Source organism: Peribacillus sp. BM1, assembly GCF_056679975.1.
This window is the reverse complement of record NZ_CM155259.1, coordinates 784,339-805,261: the sequence shown is the minus strand read 5'-3', so window position 1 is coordinate 805,261 and position 20,923 is coordinate 784,339. Positions and strand designations below refer to the sequence as shown.

Below are 20,923 nucleotides of genomic sequence, written 5' to 3'. Positions count from 1 at the left end.
TTAGGCCCTTTCATTATGACAGCCTCCTTTTTAGGATTTGATCCATGTGCTAAAATCAGCTCGTGCGTAAAAAGGATAAAGAACTCATTCACGGTACATGTTAAAAAATATGCTGATTTTTAAAAATGTAAGCACATGATTTCTCTATTCATAATTGAAGTTAGATATATTTTTCTGTAAAATGGTTAGAAGTGTGTTTTTTTTGTCGAAATGGCTTTCCGGCAATAAGAAAACCGTCACCATTCCTGTGCGCAAAAATCAATTAATGGAGAGCAATAGGAAATTGGTGAATAATTACATTTCCTACTTTTTAAAAGGGGAAAGAAAAAATCCGGAAATAGAAATGGGGAGAACCTTTAATGGCAAAGGTATATGTATTCGATCATCCACTCATTCAACACAAGTTGGCTTTTATACGAGATGTTCAAACAGGAACGAAGGAATTTCGCGAGCTTGTAGATGAGGTTGCAACTTTAATGGCATTCGAAATTACGAGAGATATGCCACTAAAAGAAGTAGAAATTGAAACACCAGTTAGTAAAGCGAAAGTAAAAGTGTTGTCAGGAAAAAAACTTGGAATTATTCCTATTTTACGAGCAGGTATCGGAATGGTCGATGGAATCTTGAACTTAATTCCAGCTGCTAAAGTAGGGCATGTTGGTCTATACCGTGATCCCCAAACATTGAAACCAGTAGAATATTATGTGAAGCTTCCGAGTGACTTGGCAGAAAGAGAATGCATAGTTGTTGATCCAATGCTTGCAACAGGAGGATCTGCAATTGAAGCGATTACGTCTATTAAGAAGCGTGGAGCGATTAACATTAAATTTATGTGTTTAATTGCAGCTCCTGAAGGCGTTGAATTATTGAAAGAAGCACATCCGGATGTAGATATTTACATTGCTGGTCTTGATGAGAAGCTAAATGACCATGGTTATATCGTTCCTGGACTTGGCGATGCAGGAGATCGATTGTTCGGAACAAAATAAGATAAAACGAGGTGGCAGTCATGTCAAAACAGATTAAGGTTATGACAATCTTTGGTACAAGGCCTGAAGCGATCAAGATGGCTCCATTAGTTCTTGAATTACAAAATCAATTGGAACATTTTGAATCGATTGTTACGGTAACGGCGCAGCATCGCCAAATGCTTGACCAAGTATTAGAAATTTTCTCGATCCAACCAGATTACGATTTGAATATCATGAAGGATCGCCAAACGCTCATCGATGTCACCACAAGAGGCCTCGAGGGTCTTGATGGAGTGATGAAGGAAGTAAAACCAGATATCGTTTTAGTACACGGTGACACGACAACGACATTTGTGGCAAGCTTAGCGGCTTTTTATAATCAAATACCAGTTGGTCACGTGGAAGCAGGACTGCGGACATGGAATAAATATTCACCATTTCCTGAAGAAGCAAACCGTCAGCTGACAGGAGTGATCGCTGACTTGCACTTTTCGCCAACTGTAAAAGCAGCTGAGAACTTAACAAATGAAGGAAAAAATGATGAATTCATCTTTATTACAGGAAATACAGCCATTGATGCACTAAAAACAACAGTGAAAGAGACATATTCACACCCCGTTTTAGATAAAATTGGCGATGACCGTCTCATTTTATTAACGGCTCACCGTCGTGAAAATCTAGGTGAACCAATGCGCAATATGTTCCGTGCGATTAAACGGCTCATTGATGAGCATGATGATGTACAGGTCATTTATCCCGTACACTTGAATCCAGTTGTCAGAGAATTAGCAGCTGAGGTTCTTGGAAACGACCCGCGCATTCATTTAATTGAACCGTTAGATGTATTTGATTTCCACAACTTCGCCGCGAAGTCATATCTGATCATGACTGATTCAGGTGGAGTGCAAGAAGAAGCTCCTTCGCTTGGTGTTCCAGTTCTAGTTTTGCGGGATACAACGGAACGTCCTGAGGGAATTGAAGCAGGTACGCTTAAGCTTGCTGGAACAGATGAAGAAACCATCTATAATCTAGCAACTGAACTGTTAACAGATAAAGAAGCCTATCAACAGATGGCGAAAGCTCACAATCCTTACGGTGATGGACATACATCAGCAAGGATAGCAGAAGCCATTCGTTTTTACTTCAAACAAACTGACAAAGCTCCAGTAACGTTTGTGCCGGGAAATAATTAGTATTTTATAAAGGTCTGATCTTGAACTCTATATTCAGTATGAAGTGTACACTGTGTATAGTCGTTGCGAGAACAGATCTTTTTTTTGATTCTGCATCTAAAACCCTCTACTTTGAAAAAGGACATCCCCCATATGCATAGACTTGAGTTTAAGTGAAACCATAAGTGAAAGGGGTGTCGCTTTTGCTGAAAAAATGCTTTTCTTTACTAATCATACTCATTTTTATTTGTACAACTGTAACGTCAGTAGACGCAACACAGTTACCGCCATTGCCAAAACAAATTGAATCCAAAAGTATGACAGCGATTGTGCTGTTAGAAAAGCCTATATCTACTACTGACATTCAAGCAATACTGACAAAATATCCGTCGCTCAAGCTTAGGAAAGTATTCAAACACGCCATCGTAGGATTTTCCGTTAAAGGGAAAAAGGAAGAAATTCTGCAACTTAAAAAAGAATATGCAATTTCTGCGATAACAGAGGTTTCGATTTATCGTGTTCAAGCTGATTCAAGCATTCCTTTTATTGGCGCCGATCAAGCTAGGTCTTTTTTTGATGAAAAAAAACAAAGAATCACGGGAAAAGGTGTAAAGGTTGGCATTATTGATACCGGCATTGATTATACACATCCTGATCTACGAAAAGTGTATAAGGGAGGCCGTGATTTAGTCGATGGAGACCAAGACCCTATGGAAACGAGAGGACAAGGTGATCAATCGACGATACATGGAACGCATGTAGCGGGAATTATCGCAGCCAATGGGAAAATGAAAGGTGTAGCTCCGGAAGCCGAAGTGATTGCATATCGAGCGCTCGGTCCAGGTGGGACTGGTAATACTGAACAAGTATTAGGGGCGATTGAAGCGGCGATTGAAGATAAAGTGGATGTGCTTAATTTATCATTGGGGAATGATGTGAATGGTCCGGATTTGCCCATCTCAATTGCGCTAAATAAAGCGGTGGAAAGTGGGATCGTCGCGGTTACTTCAAATGGAAACTCAGGTCCAGCAGTCTGGACTGTTGGTTCACCAGGAACTGCAGAGAAAGCAATTTCTGTCGGGGCATCGACACCTCCAATGGTTGTCCCATATATGAAAGTAGGGCTAGGAGCGAGGAAGAAAATGATTCAGTTAATGCCTATGCAAGGGACGGAACCTTGGAAGCTACGTTTCACACAAGAAATAATGAATGGGGGGAAAGGAAGGGGAGATGATCTAAAACAAATGAAAGGGAAAATAGCTCTGATAGAGAGGGGAAGCATATCATTTTCTGAAAAAGTCATCAATGCTAAGAAATCAGGAGCGGTTGCCGTTATTATTTTTAACAATACAGAGGGGAATTTTATCGGCAGTGTGACAAAAGGTTTGGGTATACCAGTAGTTTCTATTTCAAAAAAGTCGGGAGAGTTGGTAAAGAGGCAGATTCGGTCTAAGCAGTGGAATGTGCAGTTTGAATATAAGAAGGAACAAGATCAGTTAGCGGATTTCAGTTCAAGAGGGCCGGTTACAGTAAGTTGGGATATTAAACCGGATCTATTAGCACCGGGAGTGGCGATTAATAGTACAATTCCACAAGGATACTTAGAGATGCAGGGAACAAGCATGGCTGCTCCACATGTAGCTGGAGCAAGTGCGCTTATCCTACAGGCACATCCGGAATGGACACCGGATCAAGTGAAGTCTGCCCTAATGAGTACGTCCAAACCACTGTTGGATAAGAAGGGGAAGTTGTATCGTACATTCGAGCAAGGGGCAGGGCGATTGCAAATTGATCAAGCTTTAAAGGCAGATACGCTTCTTTACCCAAGTTCTCTTTCGTTTGGGATGTTCACAAGGAAAGAAGGGATTCACCAACATGAAGAGAAACTCGTCATTGAAAACACCAGCAAGGAGAAGAAAAATTACTCATTTCAGATTCCGATGAAAGAAAAGGGAATTACATGGGACTTACCAGCATCCTTTTCTATTCAATCAGGAGAAAAGAAACAAGTCCAGTTAGGATTACAAATAAACCCAGCGCTTATGAAAAAGGGAATTTATGATGGTTACTTAAAACTGGTTGAAGGCGTGAAGGAAATCAGTTTACCGTTTCTTTATGTGAAGGAGGAACCGAATTATCCAAGAGTAATGGGATTTGAATTCAGCGCCGGTGATCAAGAAGGAATGTATCGCTATGAAATGTATTTACCACGTGGTGCTGATGAAGTGGGGATTGCACTTTATGATCCAGATAATTTTCGTTTTGTAGGCTATTTGGATTGGGCGAAAGACGCACCGCAAGGTTTATTTAAGAAGGAATTAGCTAAAGACAAGCTTCCGGTGGCAGGATTGTATACAGCAATAATTTTTGCAAGGAAATTTGGGAAGGAAGATCAGATTGAAACGACCATCATAATTGAATGAAAAATGTATTTTTGAAAAAGTCAACAAAAAGGCAAAATACAAATGTGAACAATTCGTTAACTATTACCGTTCTGTGACAAAATTCACGAACCACACATTGACATAACCTGTTAGGCTATTGTATGCTAACTAAGGGTGTAAATGGTAGGGGTTTCAGAGTCTCAAGACGGTTTTTTTGTCTTTTTCTTTCGGAATATTATTCACATCCTCCACAAATTTCGACCGCAAGGATGCACAATATGCGTCAAATATCGCAGCCCGTATACGGCAATGGCATAAATGTCAGCGATTCTTTCACAATTTGTCGGTTCATTGTATATGAGCATTTTTAATAAGAAGATGCCAAACCGAACGCCTGACACCAAGCCGTAATTTATCACAATCGGTTCTTCTCACTGGACATGCAATACATACTTTTGCGATGCTCCAAAACAGCAAGGAAAATTTTCTCGGGAGATTAACAAAAAATGCCAGAAATAAACATCGTTTTTAAAAGGCAGAGTAAATACATGGTCTATCTTTTGGCGGCTTTTGTATTAGGCTGGGGATTTACAAATTACCAAACTGTGTTTGGGGGACTTTTGCTAGGAACTAGCCTAAGTTTGTACAATTTATGGCTAGTCAATCAAAAGATGAAAAAATTTGATCAAGCAATAACCGAAGGGAGAAAGGTTAAATCTCTCGGAACAATGACCAGATTTGCTTCAGCTGGTTTGGCTGTTATTATTGCACTTGAATACCCAGAACATTTTCATTTAATTAGTGTAGTATTGGGATTGATGACAGCTTATCTTGTCATTATTATAGATTTTTTTATCCACTTAAAACGTCGGTAGTGGGAAGAGAGGTGAATATAGTTGAATCATGGGGCACCAACGCAAGATTTTTTAGGTTTAACCTTTAACTTAAGTAATGTTTTAATGATAACTGTAGCAAGCGTTATTGTTTTCATTATCGCTACACTTGGCTCTCGTAAACTTGCAATGAAACCAACTGGTATGCAAAATTTTATGGAGTGGGTCATGGACTTTATTAAGAACATGATTAATAGTTCAATGGACTGGAAAACGGGTGGCCGTTTCCAACTACTTGGAATGACGTTGATAATGTATTTATTCGTATCGAATATGCTTGGTCTTCCATTTGCGATCACGTATGATCACGTACTTTGGTGGAAATCACCGACAGCAGATCCTGTTGTAACTTTGACTTTAGCAGTCTTAGTTCTAAGTTTAGCGCACTATTATGGAATACAAATGAAAGGCTTCAAAGGATACTTGAAAGCATACAAAAACCCAATGACATTAATCGAAGAGTTTTCAAATACTCTGACACTCGGTTTACGTTTGTATGGTAATATCTTTGCTGGTGAAGTATTGCTTGGCTTATTAGCAGGAACACTTGCTATGAGTGGTATTTGGGGCGCCCTTGGAGCCGTCATTCCTACATTGGTATGGCAAGGATATAGTATTTTCGTAGGTGCAATTCAATCGTTTATTTTCGTTACGTTAACAATGGTTTATCTGTCTCATAAAGTCAGTTCAGACCATTAATTATAAGTTCATAAGAACTAATTTGCAAAATTATATATCTCGAGGAGGAAATTAATAATGGTAGGTTCAGTAGGTCTTCTTGCAGCAGCAATCGCAATCGGTTTAGCAGCACTAGGTGCAGGTATTGGTAATGGTTTAATCGTTTCAAGAACAGTAGAAGGTATCGCTCGTCAACCAGAAGCTCGTGGAATGCTACAAACTACGATGTTTATCGGTGTAGGTCTAGTAGAGGCAATGCCAATTATCGCTGTAGTTATCGCGTTCATGGTATTAGGTCAATAATAGAACCATTAAAAAGTTCAAAAATGGCGAAGTTCGTTTCATGTGAACCTTCGCCTTTCCTTTATGTCCATATTCAGTATTCATAATAGTGCTGAAGAAAATACTATAAAAAAATAAACGAGGCTGTCTCAAGTTAAAGTCAGACTCTTTTGAGACACCCTCATTATAAGTGAAACTCGTGAAGGGAGTGAACCAAGCGTGTTAACAAGCGGTTTAGTATTGGGATTATCTATAAGCAAGTTTAACGGTGGAGATGCCTTGTTCCAACTGGCAATGTTTATCATCTTGTTATTCTTGCTTAAAAAATATGCATTTGGTCCTCTAATGGGCATCATGACTCAACGTGAAGAACATGTTGCATCTGAAATCAATGCTGCAGAAGCAAGCAGACTAGAAGCAAGCAAGTATTTAGAAGAGCAACGTGAACTATTGAAACAATCTCGCGTAGAAGCTACTCAGCTTATTGAAAACGCGAAACAACAAGGTGAGACTCAGCGTGAAGATATTATCATTCAAGCACGTACAGAAGCTGAACGCCTGAAAGAATCAGCAAAACGCGAAATCGTACAAGAAAAGGAAAAGGCTGTCGTTGCATTGCGCGAACAAGTCGCATCCTTGTCTGTTTTAATTGCTTCTAAAGTTATTGAAAAAGAACTATCTGAAGCAGATCAAGAGAAACTAATTAATCATTATATTCAAGAGGCGGGAGAAGAGAGATGAGCGATGTTGCGGTAGCAAAGCGTTATTCGAGAGCTCTTTTCCAAATTGCACAAGAGCAAAACCTTCTTGATCAATTAGAAGAAGAGCTCCGAGCAGTCAAAGAGGTTTTTAGCTCTGATAAGGAACTTTTAGCCTTCCTTACGCAGCCTAAAATCTCAATTAAAGCAAAGAAAAATGTAATTACACAAGCTTTTTCAAGCGTCTCTCCCAGTATTCAAAATACGCTTCTCATTATGATTGAACGTCATCGTACGGATTCAATCGCAGAAATGGCGCGTGAATTTATTGAACTGGCTAATGAAGCAAAATCAGTAGCAGAAGCGACAGTATATACAGTTCGTCCACTGACTGATAGCGAGAGGGAGGCTGTATCTTCCGTATTCGCAGCCAAAGTGGGAAAACGTACATTGAAAATTACTAATATTGCTGACAGCAGCATTCTTGGCGGGATCAAACTTCGTATCGGCAACCGTATTTTTGACGGAAGTGTTAACGGGAAGCTTGAACGCCTTAGCAGACAACTATTAAGCTAATATTCACAGTTAGGGGTGAAATTCATGAGCATTAAAGCTGAAGAAATCAGTGCGCTGATAAAGGCGCAAATTGAAAACTACCAGTCTGAAATTAAAGTAAGCGACGTTGGTACTGTCATCTCTGTTGGGGACGGAATTGCACGCGTTCACGGTTTAGATAATGTAATGGCAGGAGAGCTCGTAGAATTCGCAAATGGTTCAATGGGGTTATCTCAAAACCTTGAAGAGAACAATGTTGGTATCGTTATTCTTGGAACTTTTAGAGATATTCAAGAAGGCAGTGAAGTTCGTCGTACAGGACGGATTATGGAAGTACCAGTAGGTGAAGAATTAATTGGCCGTGTCGTGAATCCATTAGGACAACCAGTTGATGGACTAGGTCCGATCAATACGACACATACCCGTCCAATCGAAAGCCCAGCTACAGGTGTTATGGACCGTAAATCTGTTCATGAACCACTACAAACAGGTATTAAAGCGATTGATGCTCTTGTTCCGATTGGTCGTGGGCAACGTGAGTTAATTATCGGGGACCGCCAAACAGGTAAAACATCTGTTGCGATTGATACGATTTTGAACCAATCTGACCAAGATATGATTTGTATCTACGTAGCAATCGGACAAAAAGAATCGACTGTACGTAATACAGTTGAAACATTCCGTAAGCATGGCGCGTTGGATTACACAATCGTTGTAACGGCGTCTGCTTCTCAACCGGCTCCACTACTATACTTGGCTCCTTATGCGGGTGTATCAATGGGTGAGCATTTCATGTTCCAAGGCAAGCATGTGTTAATTGTCTATGATGATCTTTCAAAACAAGCATCTGCATACCGTGAACTGTCCTTGCTACTTCGTCGTCCACCAGGTCGTGAAGCATTCCCAGGAGACGTATTCTACTTGCACTCACGTTTACTCGAGCGTGCGGCTAAATTAAACGATACATTAGGTGCTGGTTCAATTACTGCACTTCCATTTGTTGAAACTCAAGCAGGCGATATTTCTGCTTATATTCCAACAAACGTAATCTCTATTACGGATGGACAAATTTTCTTGCAGTCTGATTTATTCTTCTCTGGTGTACGCCCGGCGATTAACGCAGGACTTTCTGTATCCCGTGTTGGTGGATCGGCTCAAATTAAAGCGATGAAGAAGGTTGCTGGAACACTACGTCTTGACCTTGCCTCTTACCGTGAGTTGGAAGCATTCTCTCAATTCGGTTCTGACCTTGATAAATCAACGCAAGCGAAACTAAATCGTGGTGCACGTACAGTTGAGGTGCTTAAACAAGATCTTAACAAGCCAATCAAAGTTGAAAAGCAAGTTATGATTCTGTTTGCTCTAACTCGTGGACATTTAGACGATATTCCTGTAAAGGACATTCTTCGTTTTGAAGAGGGATACTATTCATTCCTAGATCGTTCTCACTCTGATTTATTAGACCACATCCGTACGACAGGTAACCTTCCTGAAGAGGATGCAATTGTAGCTGCTATCAACGAATTCAAAAAGAACTTTGTAGCATCTGAATAATCGGCCTAATTAAATTTTACAAGGGTGGTGAGAATGAATGGCCTCTTTACGCGATATAAAGTCTCGTATTAACTCGACTAAAAAGACTAGTCAAATTACAAAAGCGATGCAAATGGTTTCTGCTTCAAAATGGAACCGTGCTGAATCCAATGCGAAAAGGTATGCTCCTTATATGGAGAAGATTCAGGAAGTCGTAACAAGTATTGCTAGCGGAAGTACAGATGCATCACATCCGATGCTTAAGACTCGACCAGTTAAGAAAACTGGTTATGTTGTCATTACAGCGGACAAAGGTTTGGCCGGTGCTTACAACAGCAGTGTGCTTCGTCACGTCTTTAAAACGATTCAACAACGCCACAAATCAGCCGATGAATATGTCATTATTGCCATCGGAAGAGTTGGCCGTGATTTCTTTGTCAGTCGGAAAATGCACGTGGAGCTTGAAGTAATTGGAGTGCCTGACCAACCATCGTTTTCAGACATTAGTGATATAGCGAAATCGACAGTGAATTTATTTCAAAATGAATTGTGTGACGAGTTATATATGTACTACAATCACTATGTCAGTGCCATCTCTCAAGAGGTAACGGAAAAGAAAATTCTGCCACTGACAGATATCGAACTTTCAGGGTCGTTAACTTCTTATGAATATGAACCGGATCCTGAAGCAATTCTTGAGGTATTGCTACCTCAGTATGCAGAAAGCTTAATTTACGGAGCCTTACTAGATGGAAAAGCGAGTGAGCACTCGGCACGTATGACTGCGATGAAAAGCGCGACAGATAATGCGAAAGAGATTATCGACTCCTTATCATTGCAATATAACCGTGCGCGTCAAGCAGCAATCACGCAAGAAATTACTGAAATTGTCGGCGGTGCCGCAGCATTAGAATAAGCTAAAGTGTTTTAAAAATAGATGGACCAGGTAAGCCTAGACGATTGCTTCCTGTTCTACAATCATAGATAGTCGTCAAACATAATGACAGGAGGGAAAACGATGAATATTGGACGCGTTACTCAAGTTATGGGTCCGGTAGTTGACGTGAAGTTTGATAACGGACAGCTACCTAAGATCTATAATGCGTTAAGAATTGAAAATACATCGTCTGGTACTGGCTTAACTCTTGAAGTTGCCTTGCATTTAGGTGATGATTCAGTTCGTACAATTGCGATGTCTTCCACAGATGGATTGACACGTGGAGCAGAAGCTGTTGATACAGGGGCTCCGATTTCCGTACCTGTAGGAGATGTGACATTGGGACGTGTTTTCAACGTATTAGGAGAAAACATTGATCTTGATGCACCTATTCCTGTAGAAGCACGTAGAGATCCAATCCATAGACAAGCACCTACATTTGACCAACTTTCTACTGAGGTAGAAATTTTGGAGACAGGTATTAAAGTAGTAGATCTTCTTGCACCTTATGTTAAGGGTGGGAAAATTGGTCTATTTGGTGGTGCCGGTGTAGGTAAAACGGTATTAATTCAAGAACTTATTAACAACATTGCCCAAGAACATGGTGGTATTTCTGTATTCGCAGGCGTTGGTGAGCGTACTCGTGAAGGAAATGACCTTTACTTCGAAATGAGTGACTCTGGTGTTATTAAGAAAACAGCTATGGTATTCGGACAAATGAATGAGCCACCTGGTGCACGTATGCGTGTTGCCTTAACTGGTTTGACAATGGCTGAATACTTCCGTGATGAGCAAGGACAAAACGTATTGTTATTCATCGATAACATTTTCCGTTTCACACAAGCAGGTTCTGAGGTTTCTGCCCTTCTTGGCCGTCTGCCTTCAGCGGTTGGTTATCAACCAACACTTGCAACTGAAATGGGGCAATTACAAGAACGAATTACTTCAACAAACGTAGGATCTGTTACATCGATTCAAGCAATCTATGTACCGGCTGATGACTATACGGATCCAGCTCCAGCAACAACTTTTGCTCACTTAGATTCAACAACGAATCTTGAGCGTAAATTGTCTGAAATGGGGATTTATCCAGCAGTTGATCCATTGGCTTCTTCTTCTCGTGCACTTAGCCCTGAAATCGTAGGTGCTGAGCATTATGCAATAGCACGTCAAGTTCAAACCACACTGCAAAAATATAAAGAACTACAAGATATCATTGCCATCTTGGGTATGGATGAGTTAAACGACGATGAGAAGTTAGTTGTTGCCCGTGCTCGTAGAATTCAGAACTTCTTGTCACAAAACTTCCATGTGGCAGAACAATTTACTGGACAAAAAGGTTCTTACGTACCGGTTAAAGAAACGGTCAAAGGCTTCAAGGAAATCCTTGAAGGTAAGTATGATGATCTTCCAGAAGATGCGTTCCGTTTAGTAGGAAGAATTGAAGAAGTTATTGAAAAAGCAAAGCAAATGGCGTAATAAAGGGACCGAGGAGGGTATGAAATGAAGACGATAAAAGTCAGTGTTGTTACTCCCGATGGCCCAGTATATGATGCAGAAGTAGAAATGGTAAGCGCAAAGGCAAAGAGCGGGGAACTAGGAATCATGGCCGGCCATGTTCCTATGGTAGCTCCTCTTGATATAGCTGCTGTCCGTCTTAAAAAAGAAGGCCGTACAGACTATATTGCCATTAATGGAGGCTTCTTGGAAGTTCGTCCAGATGTGGTTACGATTCTTGCTCAATCTGCAGAAAGAGCTGAAACTATCGACCTTGTCCGGGCACAATCGGCTAAAGAGCGTGCAGAGAAGAGATTGCAGGAAAACCCTGATTCAATCGATATAAAACGAGCTGAAATAGCGTTAAAACGTGCAGTCAACCGGATTAATATTGCAGAAACTAAATAATACTTAATAAGTGGTTATCCCAAGAGGGTTTGACCTCACACTCTAAATTCCGTTTATAGTTTCATTTTACGTCTCATAAACGATATTTAGTAGATGTGGGGTCTGATTCTTTCGCTATGGGATAGCCCTTATTTTTTTAACATCATCATATGTTTGTTTGGTGCTTTATCCTACTCTTAATGGGCAGTAAGACCCCTGCCTCAAGACTTAGAGAAATCGAAGGAGCGTAGGATAAAGAAACCTCTCACTAATTGAAGTTTTACTTTAGTTACAAAAGAACGCAAAATTTCTCTTTTTCTATGAATCTTTTTTAAGATTTTTGGTCATATTTCCTTTTAAATTCCAAGTTCTAAACAGTTATGTGCTATAATAGGGACTGGGTGTTTTTTTAAGGAGGATTATGTATGTTTTCAGCATTTAGCCAACAGGCGCTGATTGGAATTGTTTCACACCTGTTTTTTATTGCCGTAACGTGGTGGGCTCTCCAAGCTTTAAATTTCGAGAAGCTGTTAAAAGCAAACTCCGTATTGAAGGCAAGAGTTCTTTACACACTTTTGACAGTTGCAATTGGATCAGCTGTAAGCAATTTCTTCTTAGATTACCTCTTTTATTCGCAGCAACTTCCATATATGTTTAATCAGTAACACTGATGTTTTAAAATTTTGTCAATTACTGACGATACATTTTAAGTATGTCTTACCTCCCTACCGGAAAAGATGGTACCAAAGGGAGGGATTCAAAGTGAAAAAAACGTTAACATACATCGTGTTTCTTGGTTTTATACTGATTTTCCTTGGGAATAGTACAAGTGTAGCTAAGAATAAGTCAGATATAGAAAAAATAATCGAACAGCTAGAATCGAACATAAATATAGAAATAGGCGATTGGTCTGTATATGCACGTGAAAAAACTTTGATGATTGAAACAAGGAAAGACTTCAATAAAGAAGTGAAGAAACTTCAAAGAACATTTCCTGACTTCACCTGGACAATTACAGCTGAAGAGGAGAAATGGACAGCCACTGCGACATATGTGGATCCACAAACAAATTTAACAGAATCGCTTCATTTAATGTCTACTCAAGAAAAATCTGATATTGTAAGCTATATGATTTATGAGGCTAAAGGTCATAGCTGGAATGCAGATTATTCCTCCTTTATTGAAGGGGATTTCCAAGACAGGAAAAAAGTCATATTTCGAGGGAAACCGGCAAATTTCACTTGTGTTAAAGGGACATTCAATGATAATATTGATACGGTTTTAACCTCGGAATCTATAAAGCTATTAGGTTTATTTCAGGCAGAGGAAATGGAAAGCATAAAGGAGCCTCATTTTATCTCGGTGTCTGCAAAATCTAATATGTTTACCGAAACATTGACACATGAAGCTATGAACTTGCAACTTGCGTTAAGAACAGATGGATTGGGCGAAAAAACAACCTTTGTAGTTGGCACACCCATCATTACGTTTGAATATTAATATAGAGAAATTGGACGCGGAGGGGAATACTCTTGGAAAAAATCATCGTCCGCGGCGGTAGAAAGCTTAGCGGAATTGTTAAAGTAGAGGGAGCAAAAAATGCCGTTTTGCCGGTTATCGCCGCAACACTATTGGCTAGTGATGGAAAAAGTATTATTAAGGACGTTCCAACGCTCTCCGATGTATATACAATTAATGAAGTATTGCGCAACTTGAATGCTGAGGTTGCCTTTGATAATAATGAAGTTACTGTAGATGCATCTAGAGGGCTATTAGATGAAGCGCCGTTCGAATATGTTCGAAAAATGCGTGCTTCTGTATTGGTTATGGGTTCTTTACTAGCAAGGAATGGGCGTGCTCGTGTAGCATTACCTGGTGGATGCGCAATCGGTTCGCGTCCTATTGACCAGCACTTAAAAGGCTTTGAAGCAATGGGTGCGAAAGTGAAAGTTGGAAATGGCTTTATTGAAGCTGAAGTGAATGGCCGACTCAAGGGGGCAAGAGTATATCTTGATTTCCCAAGTGTAGGGGCAACAGAAAATATTATGATGGCTGCAACACTTGCAAAAGGTATAACTGTGCTCGAAAACGTTGCCAAGGAACCAGAAATTGTGGACCTTGCTAACTTCCTGAATAAAATGGGAGCAAAGGTTAAAGGTGCAGGAACAGGTACATTGAAAATTGAAGGTGTAGAAAAGTTATACGGTGCTGAACATTCAATCATTCCAGACCGCGTTGAAGCTGGTACATTCATGGTAGCTGCTGCAATTACGGGTGGTAATGTCCTTGTCAAAGGAGCAGTTCCAGAACATCTCACTTCTTTGATTGCAAAAATGGAAGAAATGGGTGTCGAAATTCACGAAGAATATGAAGGATTACGTGTAATTGGTCCAGACTCTTTAAAGGCTATCGATATTAAAACGATGCCTCACCCAGGATTTCCAACTGACATGCAGTCACAAATGACGGCATTGTTATTGCAAGCTAAGGGAACAAGCATGATTACAGAAACAGTATTCGAAAACCGCTTCATGCATGTTGAAGAATTCCGTCGTATGAATGCAAATGTTAAAATTGAAGGCAGATCGGTCATCATAAATGGACCATCGAATCTTCAAGGAGCAGAAGTAGCAGCTACCGATCTACGTGCTGCAGCGGCTCTTGTTTTAACAGGCTTGGTAGCTGAAGGGGTAACACGTGTAACGGAATTAAAGCATCTTGACCGCGGCTATGTGGACTTCCACGGTAAATTAGCAGCTCTAGGGGCAGATGTAGAACGTGTAAACGACGAACAGACAATTGAAATTAAAAACATTGCAGCAGATTTGAATGCATAACTGATAATGGTGGCTGGACTTTGAATGTGAAGTCCAGCTTCTTTTTTTGTTGTCCAATGCTTGCAAATGAGTTTGGCTTAATCTACCCCCGGCTGTAACACCCCACAGATGGAAGCTTCTCTTCCACTAACTTTATGACTTCCCTGCTAAGCTAAGCGATGATTCCCTAGGTTTTACTTTACCCCCCAATTTGATCAAAATACCCACTAGAATGGAACAAAACGAAAGCACTATGAAGGGAAAATATTTTTTCGTATCGGTATAAGTAAACTTCTAGAAAACAGTGCATAGTTACGTGCTAATAAGCTATGAACATACTAAGGTAGTTTCAAAATAAAGGTCATAATTGCTTGTCCCAACCCATATATTTGTCATGAGAGAAGGGGAGGTGTGGGAACGTAGGACTCTCCCATTCGAAAGATAAAGTGAAACTTCTATCAGCGGGATGCAAGTCCCCACTGATAGTTAGTTGAACCGGGATAAAATGATAGAGGACTCGTTTCTGCTACAATTCCACCTTCAATGCATACAAAGGGAGGCCCGGGAATATTGAGAGCATTTAAGCCGATCATCACACTATTTTTAACTGTAGCGTTTGTTACACTTATGATCCCTGCATTACTTGTGCTTCCATTTTCAAAAGATAAAGAGGGTGGTAAATTATCCGAAGCTGTGGAGCAACCCATAGAAAATGTCGACACAACAGAGGTGCCAGGTGTAGATGTCGCTGTGTATCGATCTGCCGAAGAAGAGATTCAAACGATTCCGTTAGAATCATACGTTGTCGGTGTGGTGGCAACAGAAATGTATGCGGATTTTGAATTAGAAGCATTGAAAGCTCAGTCTCTGGCAGCGAGGACGTATATTGTGGATTTGTTGCTGGCAGATAATGTTGTTGGAGTACCAAAGGGAGCCGATGTGACAGATACGGAATTGCATCAGGTGTATCGAAATGATGCGGAGCTGAAGAAATCGTGGGGTTCCGATTATACATGGAAAATCAAGAAGATTAAAGATGCGGTAAATGCGACAAAAGGGCAAATTTTAACGTATGATGGCAAACCGATCACAGCGTCCTTCTTCTCAACGAGCAATGGATATACCGAGAATTCAGAAGATATTTGGACAAGTGCTTATCCGTATCTAAAAAGTGTGGCAAGTCCTTGGGATAAATCATCACCGAAGTTTTATAATAATGAAACGATATCCGTAGCTGATTTTCAAAAAAGATTAGGTGTTAAACTGCCAGCAGGAAATGAAATCGGTACTGTAAAGGCTCGTACAAAGGGAAACCGAGTAAGTAAGGTGGTTATAGCAGGCAAAGAGCTAACTGGAGTGGAAGTTCGTGATAGCTTGGGCTTAAAATCAACAGACTTTACTTGGAAGCGAAAAGGCAAGAACATTATCATTACGACGAGGGGTTTCGGTCATGGAGTTGGAATGAGCCAGTACGGTGCGAATGGAATGGCTATAGAAGGGAAAAAATCTGATGAAATTGTAAAATATTATTATCAAGGTGTTACGATTCAGCCTTCGAACGCAATATTGAATACCATCACAGCCAAAAAGTAAGGCTAGGCTAAACAATATTATTGGTAATTAGATCTTTGGCCGCACAAGCTTTTCAGTCAGAGCTAAAGGGGCTAAGATCAAAATCATCAGAGAAAGTAAAATTTCCCTCACTGACGGTTAGTTAAACCAATCAATTGGACCTTTACGTGCAGTTGTCCCCCACCTATCTTCTTTGTTCCTCATAATCGTGAGATAAAATAGCAATGAAATAAAAAAAGGCTGTCTCAAAAGCCAAGGATCAAATCCTTATGAGACAGCCTTTTTCGTCATTTTTTCAATGATTGTAAGAAAACCACGATGATGCTTGAAATAGTGATAGCGTACATGGAAATAAGCAGCTAACACGCCAATTACATCTTTGACAACATCAATAAGGCTTGCTGAGCGGGCAGGTATGAAGGATTGGTGTATTTCATCACAAACACCATACAAACACGCTAAAATGGCAGCTAGGATACTCCAGGAGCTGGTTAATTTACTATGAGCAGCAAGAGCAGCAGCGAACAACATATAAAGAATCGCAAATTCAACCAAATGAAGAGCTTCCTTGATGAAACGATCGATAGAAGAGGATGGAAGATCGAGAATTAAATCATCAGGCTGACTAGACATATACCAAATAGCTCCCATATAAACAAACGGCAGAACCGTCAAGAATAGCTTCAAGAATTTTCTCATGAATGAATACTTCCTTTAGTAAGTGATTGTTGTCATTGTATCAAGAATTTTCTTATTGGGAAAGAACAAAGCACAAGCGACTTGAAAAAGGCAGAACAGCAAGATTACTGCGTTCTTATCTCTTTCGCCAAAGTTACCAGACAAAAAATGTTGCATCTAGGGATTTGGTACTTTGGTTTGGACAGTCCAAAATTCCACAAAAAATATATTTCTTAACTTACAAAACGGCACCATTCACCATGAAGAATCAATTAAGTATCAGACTAAACTTGCCTATTCGCAATGGTGGCGGTGCGAAGCTGAATTTTGAATTACTTTCTATAATAAAATCAGTTAGTTGCTAATTAGACTAGCGATATTTAGCAAGTAGCGAAGCCCCACTCCCATACCTTTAAAGGAATGAAATAATTCCCATGCATAAAAAATTCAAGTTAAACAAAAAATAAATCTAAAAAAGTTTTATGGCAGATGTATATAATTGCAGCAATCTGTTCAGAATGATTGCTGAGGTGATTAATTATGAGAGAGGAAGAAAACAAACCAACTTCCAAAAAGTCCATTCTCCGACGTATTCAGAACAAACGTTGGGCATTACCAGCAATTTATATCGCAAGTGCCGCATTGATTTTGGCCGGTGCCATTTGGGCACAAAACAGTTTTAACGATTCAGCTGACAACTCAACAGATAAAGAAGAGGCAACTGGATTAGGCAATAACATGGAAGAGCCTGCGATTGAAGTAAACAGCCATCTTGAAAAAATTAACATGCCGATAGCGGATTCCCAACTCGCGATCATTAAGAAAGAGTTCTATGACAAAGAGGCTGACAAAGAAAAACGTGCTGCTGCATTAGTCTTTTATAATAATCGTGTTATGCAAAACAAAGGACTGGATATCGCAGCTAAAGACGGTGGTGCATTCGATGTTGTAGCTTCTTTAAGCGGGAAAGTAAATAAAGTTAAAGAAGATTCTTTGCTTGGAAATGAAGTAGAAATTGAACACGAAAATGGTGTGATTACTCGTTATCAATCTATTACAGACATTAAAGTAGCGGTTGGCGACAAAGTGAAACAAGGTGCTGTAATTGCCAAAGCAGGTAGGAGTCTCTTGAATGAAGAGGCTGGAACACATGTCCACTTTGAAATCCGCCAAGATAATGTTGCTTTAAATCCAAATGCTATTTTCGGAAGTCAGTTGGCATCCCTTGAAAAAAAGGAAGAAGCTGCTGATAAAAACCCAAGTGGTATAAGTGAAGAAGAAGATCCAGCGAATTCGGATTCTGAAGCAATTGAAGACCCATCTGACGCAAAATCTAGTGACGATCATACAAAAGAAGATCCTTCTGATTCTGAAATGGGTAACACTGAAGAAGGCTGAAAGTGAAACTTCTATCAGTAGGGTTGTTTTGCATCTCCCACTGATAGTTGGTTGAAATTTCTATCTGTGGAGTTTGTTCACTCCATACATGAGTTCGTTAAACTAAATGAATCAAAACAAAATGGTACGCCCGTAAACAACAACTGAAAATTTGGTGAGATCCCTATCATAAAGATGGGGATTTTTTATAGGGCTATCTTAGCCCTTTCTTCTTTTACAAAATCCCTTTATTTCTGACAAATTTCTCGGGAAATAATTTGAAAGCACGCATTAACTTTTGGAAAATTACGATAAATATTTCCGGAAGCTGTTCTAAAGTGTGCATATATCTTCATCCGTACTAATAAACTGATACAAACCATACAAAGAGAGTGTTTGAGGTGAGTAGTCGTTTAAATCTAATGATAAATCCAGTTGAAGATATATAAATTGATAATTTCCGGGGCAACGGTCGTTTTTAAGCCAAAAGCGAATCTCATTTCACACTTCTCACATCCAATTTAGGGAGGTCGAGTGGTGTGCACGATTACATCAAAGAAAGAACTATCAAGATAGGAAAGTATATCGTGGAAACAAGAAAAACTGTTCGTGTCATTGCGAAGGAGTTTGGTGTATCCAAAAGTACAGTCCATAAAGATTTAACCGAGCGATTACCTGAAATTAATCCTGAATTGGCCAATGAGGTGAAGGATATTTTGGATTATCATAAATCTATCCGTCATCTTCGAGGTGGAGAAGCAACAAAGTTGAAATATAAGCGATCAGAGCGCGAAGAGGAAATATTGAAAAGATAGCTTTTCCCGCATTAACGGGACTAACAATCAGTGGGGATAAAGTCCCCCACTGATTGAAGTTTCACTTTATGTAAAATAAAACCGGTATTTGCTACCCTAATTCAGTTTCGGTGGTTTAAAAGGGAAATGCTTAGTAAAAAGTGTTACCTTTTAAGAACCACGGGAAGCGGGGTAGGACAACAAATCCCGGTTTTTGTGATGCGTAAAAAAAATTCCCATTTCAAGGATATAGACCTACCTTCCACCTTTTCAATATGTTAAAATAAACAATTAGGAGTAAGTAGGCTTTTATGAGGATTCAAGGAGGATTTAAATCATGTTTGCTAGGGATATTGGAATAGATCTCGGAACAGCTAATGTGCTGATCCATGTCAAAGGTAAAGGAATTGTGTTAAATGAGCCATCCGTATTGGCCATCGATAAAAATACGAACCGTGTATTAGCGGTCGGTGAAGAAGCTAGAAAGATGGTTGGTCGTACACCAGGAAACATCGTTGCGATCCGCCCGTTAAAGGATGGAGTCATTGCTGATTTTGATGTAACTGAATTGATGCTTAAGCATTTTATAAATAAGTTAAATGTTAAAGGATTTTTATCGAAACCAAGAATTCTAATTTGCTGTCCAACTAATATCACGAGTGTTGAGCAGAAGGCCATTAAAGAGGCAGCTGAAAAAAGCGGAGGTAAGAAAATTTACCTAGAAGAAGAGCCGAAAGTGGCGGCAATAGGAGCGGGTATGGACATTTTCCAGCCAAGCGGAAATATGGTCGTTGACATTGGCGGAGGTACAACAGACATCGCAGTCCTATCTATGGGGGACATTGTAACTTCATCGTCCATAAACATGGCGGGCGATAAATTTGATAATGAAATTTTGAATTACATCAAACGTAAATATAAACTGCTCATTGGTGAAAGAACGTCAGAAGATATCAAGATAAAGATCGCAACTGTTTTTCCTGGATCGCGGAAGGAAGAAATTGATATTCGTGGACGTGATATGGTTTCTGGATTGCCTAGGACAATTACTGTTCATTCTGAGGAAATTGAAGAGGCACTGCGTGAACAAGTTTCTATTATTGTCCAAGGTGCTAAGAGCGTTCTAGAACGCACACCACCTGAATTATCAGCAGATATTATTGACCGCGGCGTTATTCTTACAGGTGGCGGAGCCCTTCTGCACGGAATTGACTTATTGCTAGCAGAAGAATTGAAAGTCCCAGTACTAGTCGCAGAGAATCCTATGGACTGTGTAGCGATTGGAACGGGAATTATGCTGGATAATATGGATAAATTACCACGCCATAAATTTGGTTGATTCAATAGAAGCGCACATTTTTTGTACCTTCATTTGGACAGGACTGAGGATTCTCGGTTCCTGTTTCTTATTCGAAATCGAGTTATAAAACCTACGAAGTTTTTTTAACCAATTCCTTTACAATTGACGATTTTAATGCCTCAAGCAGTCCTACTATAATTAGTATTAAGTTACCCTAGAAACCTTCCGATATAGTAAATAGACATATGGAACAACAACCATAAGACTGTTTGAAAAAAAATCCAGATAGCTGAATATTTCAGCTTTTTGTATGAAGGACATGGGGATTTAGTCTTCGCGACTTATACATATAGCTAACCTGCTTAGCAGGTATACTTATAGTGTCGAACAAGCATCCGA

The 20,923-nt window shown here is 39.8% G+C and carries 20 protein-coding genes; 19 read left to right on the top strand and 1 reads right to left on the bottom strand.

Annotation, left to right across the window (positions count from 1 at the left end; all coding sequences use genetic code 11):
• The first annotated feature begins 359 nt into the window (after window positions 1-359).
• From upp to spoIID, 16 genes are all read left to right on the top strand, one after another.
• Window positions 360-989, top strand: a complete 630-nt coding sequence (upp, locus tag AC1MGI_RS03845; RefSeq protein ID WP_480348646.1) for a uracil phosphoribosyltransferase — start codon at window positions 360-362, stop codon at window positions 987-989.
• Between the two features lie 20 nt (window positions 990-1,009).
• A complete protein-coding gene (wecB, locus tag AC1MGI_RS03840; RefSeq protein ID WP_480348645.1) occupies window positions 1,010-2,164 on the top strand; it encodes a non-hydrolyzing UDP-N-acetylglucosamine 2-epimerase in 1,155 nt (384 codons plus the stop codon).
• 182 nt (window positions 2,165-2,346) lie between these two features.
• Window positions 2,347-4,566 carry a S8 family serine peptidase gene (locus AC1MGI_RS03835; RefSeq protein WP_480348644.1) on the top strand — a complete coding sequence of 740 codons (2,220 nt, stop codon included), beginning with the start codon at window positions 2,347-2,349 and terminating at the stop codon, window positions 4,564-4,566.
• Between the two features lie 467 nt (window positions 4,567-5,033).
• The gene (locus tag AC1MGI_RS03830) at window positions 5,034-5,402 is read left to right on the top strand and encodes an ATP synthase subunit I (protein WP_062185410.1); all 369 of its coding nucleotides are present in this window, start codon (window positions 5,034-5,036) and stop codon (window positions 5,400-5,402) included.
• Between the two features lie 21 nt (window positions 5,403-5,423).
• Entirely contained in the window at window positions 5,424-6,119 is a 696-nt protein-coding gene (gene atpB, locus AC1MGI_RS03825) for a F0F1 ATP synthase subunit A (protein ID WP_062185412.1), read from the top strand.
• 57 nt (window positions 6,120-6,176) lie between these two features.
• Window positions 6,177-6,401: a F0F1 ATP synthase subunit C gene (gene atpE, locus AC1MGI_RS03820; RefSeq protein ID WP_028393442.1), complete on the top strand. Its 225-nt coding sequence runs from the start codon at window positions 6,177-6,179 to the stop codon at window positions 6,399-6,401.
• A gap of 198 nt (window positions 6,402-6,599) precedes the next feature.
• Complete coding sequence (gene atpF / locus AC1MGI_RS03815; RefSeq protein ID WP_062185414.1) at window positions 6,600-7,121, top strand: F0F1 ATP synthase subunit B; 522 nt, start codon at window positions 6,600-6,602, stop codon at window positions 7,119-7,121.
• Window positions 7,118-7,654 carry a F0F1 ATP synthase subunit delta gene (locus tag AC1MGI_RS03810; protein WP_480348643.1) on the top strand — a complete coding sequence of 179 codons (537 nt, stop codon included), beginning with the start codon at window positions 7,118-7,120 and terminating at the stop codon, window positions 7,652-7,654. The genes atpF and AC1MGI_RS03810 overlap by 4 nt, the downstream gene beginning before the upstream one ends.
• A 24-nt stretch (window positions 7,655-7,678) precedes the next feature.
• A complete protein-coding gene (gene atpA, locus AC1MGI_RS03805; protein ID WP_480348642.1) occupies window positions 7,679-9,187 on the top strand; it encodes a F0F1 ATP synthase subunit alpha in 1,509 nt (502 codons plus the stop codon).
• Window positions 9,188-9,224: 37 nt separating this feature from the next.
• A complete protein-coding gene (locus AC1MGI_RS03800) occupies window positions 9,225-10,082 on the top strand; it encodes a F0F1 ATP synthase subunit gamma (RefSeq protein WP_480348641.1) in 858 nt (285 codons plus the stop codon).
• A gap of 102 nt (window positions 10,083-10,184) precedes the next feature.
• The gene (gene atpD / locus AC1MGI_RS03795; protein WP_480348640.1) at window positions 10,185-11,582 is read left to right on the top strand and encodes a F0F1 ATP synthase subunit beta; all 1,398 of its coding nucleotides are present in this window, start codon (window positions 10,185-10,187) and stop codon (window positions 11,580-11,582) included.
• A 24-nt stretch (window positions 11,583-11,606) separates the two neighbouring features.
• Entirely contained in the window at window positions 11,607-12,008 is a 402-nt protein-coding gene (locus tag AC1MGI_RS03790; RefSeq protein WP_480348639.1) for a F0F1 ATP synthase subunit epsilon, read from the top strand.
• A 404-nt stretch (window positions 12,009-12,412) separates the two neighbouring features.
• The gene (locus tag AC1MGI_RS03785; RefSeq protein ID WP_062185426.1) at window positions 12,413-12,652 is read left to right on the top strand and encodes a DUF1146 family protein; all 240 of its coding nucleotides are present in this window, start codon (window positions 12,413-12,415) and stop codon (window positions 12,650-12,652) included.
• A gap of 97 nt (window positions 12,653-12,749) precedes the next feature.
• Window positions 12,750-13,487, top strand: coding sequence for a YwmB family TATA-box binding protein (locus AC1MGI_RS03780; protein ID WP_480348638.1), 738 nt, complete (start codon window positions 12,750-12,752; stop codon window positions 13,485-13,487).
• 32 nt (window positions 13,488-13,519) lie between these two features.
• Window positions 13,520-14,824 (top strand): UDP-N-acetylglucosamine 1-carboxyvinyltransferase, encoded by a 1,305-nt coding sequence (murA, locus tag AC1MGI_RS03775; protein ID WP_480348637.1) that lies wholly within the window; start codon window positions 13,520-13,522, stop codon window positions 14,822-14,824.
• Between the two features lie 549 nt (window positions 14,825-15,373).
• Complete coding sequence (gene spoIID / locus AC1MGI_RS03770) at window positions 15,374-16,396, top strand: stage II sporulation protein D (RefSeq protein ID WP_480348636.1); 1,023 nt, start codon at window positions 15,374-15,376, stop codon at window positions 16,394-16,396.
• Between the two features lie 246 nt (window positions 16,397-16,642).
• Here spoIID and AC1MGI_RS03765 read toward each other — a convergent pair whose 3' ends face one another.
• On the bottom strand, window positions 16,643-17,074 hold the full coding sequence (locus AC1MGI_RS03765) for a VanZ family protein (protein ID WP_480348635.1): 432 nt from the start codon (window positions 17,072-17,074) through the stop codon (window positions 16,643-16,645).
• 519 nt (window positions 17,075-17,593) lie between these two features.
• Here AC1MGI_RS03765 and spoIIQ point away from each other — a divergent pair.
• The 3 genes from spoIIQ (at window position 17,594) to mreB (ending at window position 20,563) form a co-directional block, all read left to right on the top strand.
• Window positions 17,594-18,451 carry a stage II sporulation protein SpoIIQ gene (spoIIQ, locus tag AC1MGI_RS03760; protein ID WP_480348634.1) on the top strand — a complete coding sequence of 286 codons (858 nt, stop codon included), beginning with the start codon at window positions 17,594-17,596 and terminating at the stop codon, window positions 18,449-18,451.
• Window positions 18,452-18,969: 518 nt separating this feature from the next.
• A complete protein-coding gene (gene spoIIID / locus AC1MGI_RS03755; RefSeq protein ID WP_028393454.1) occupies window positions 18,970-19,245 on the top strand; it encodes a sporulation transcriptional regulator SpoIIID in 276 nt (91 codons plus the stop codon).
• Window positions 19,246-19,561: 316 nt separating this feature from the next.
• The gene (mreB, locus tag AC1MGI_RS03750) at window positions 19,562-20,563 is read left to right on the top strand and encodes a rod shape-determining protein MreB (protein ID WP_480348633.1); all 1,002 of its coding nucleotides are present in this window, start codon (window positions 19,562-19,564) and stop codon (window positions 20,561-20,563) included.
• Window positions 20,564-20,923 lie beyond the last annotated feature (360 nt).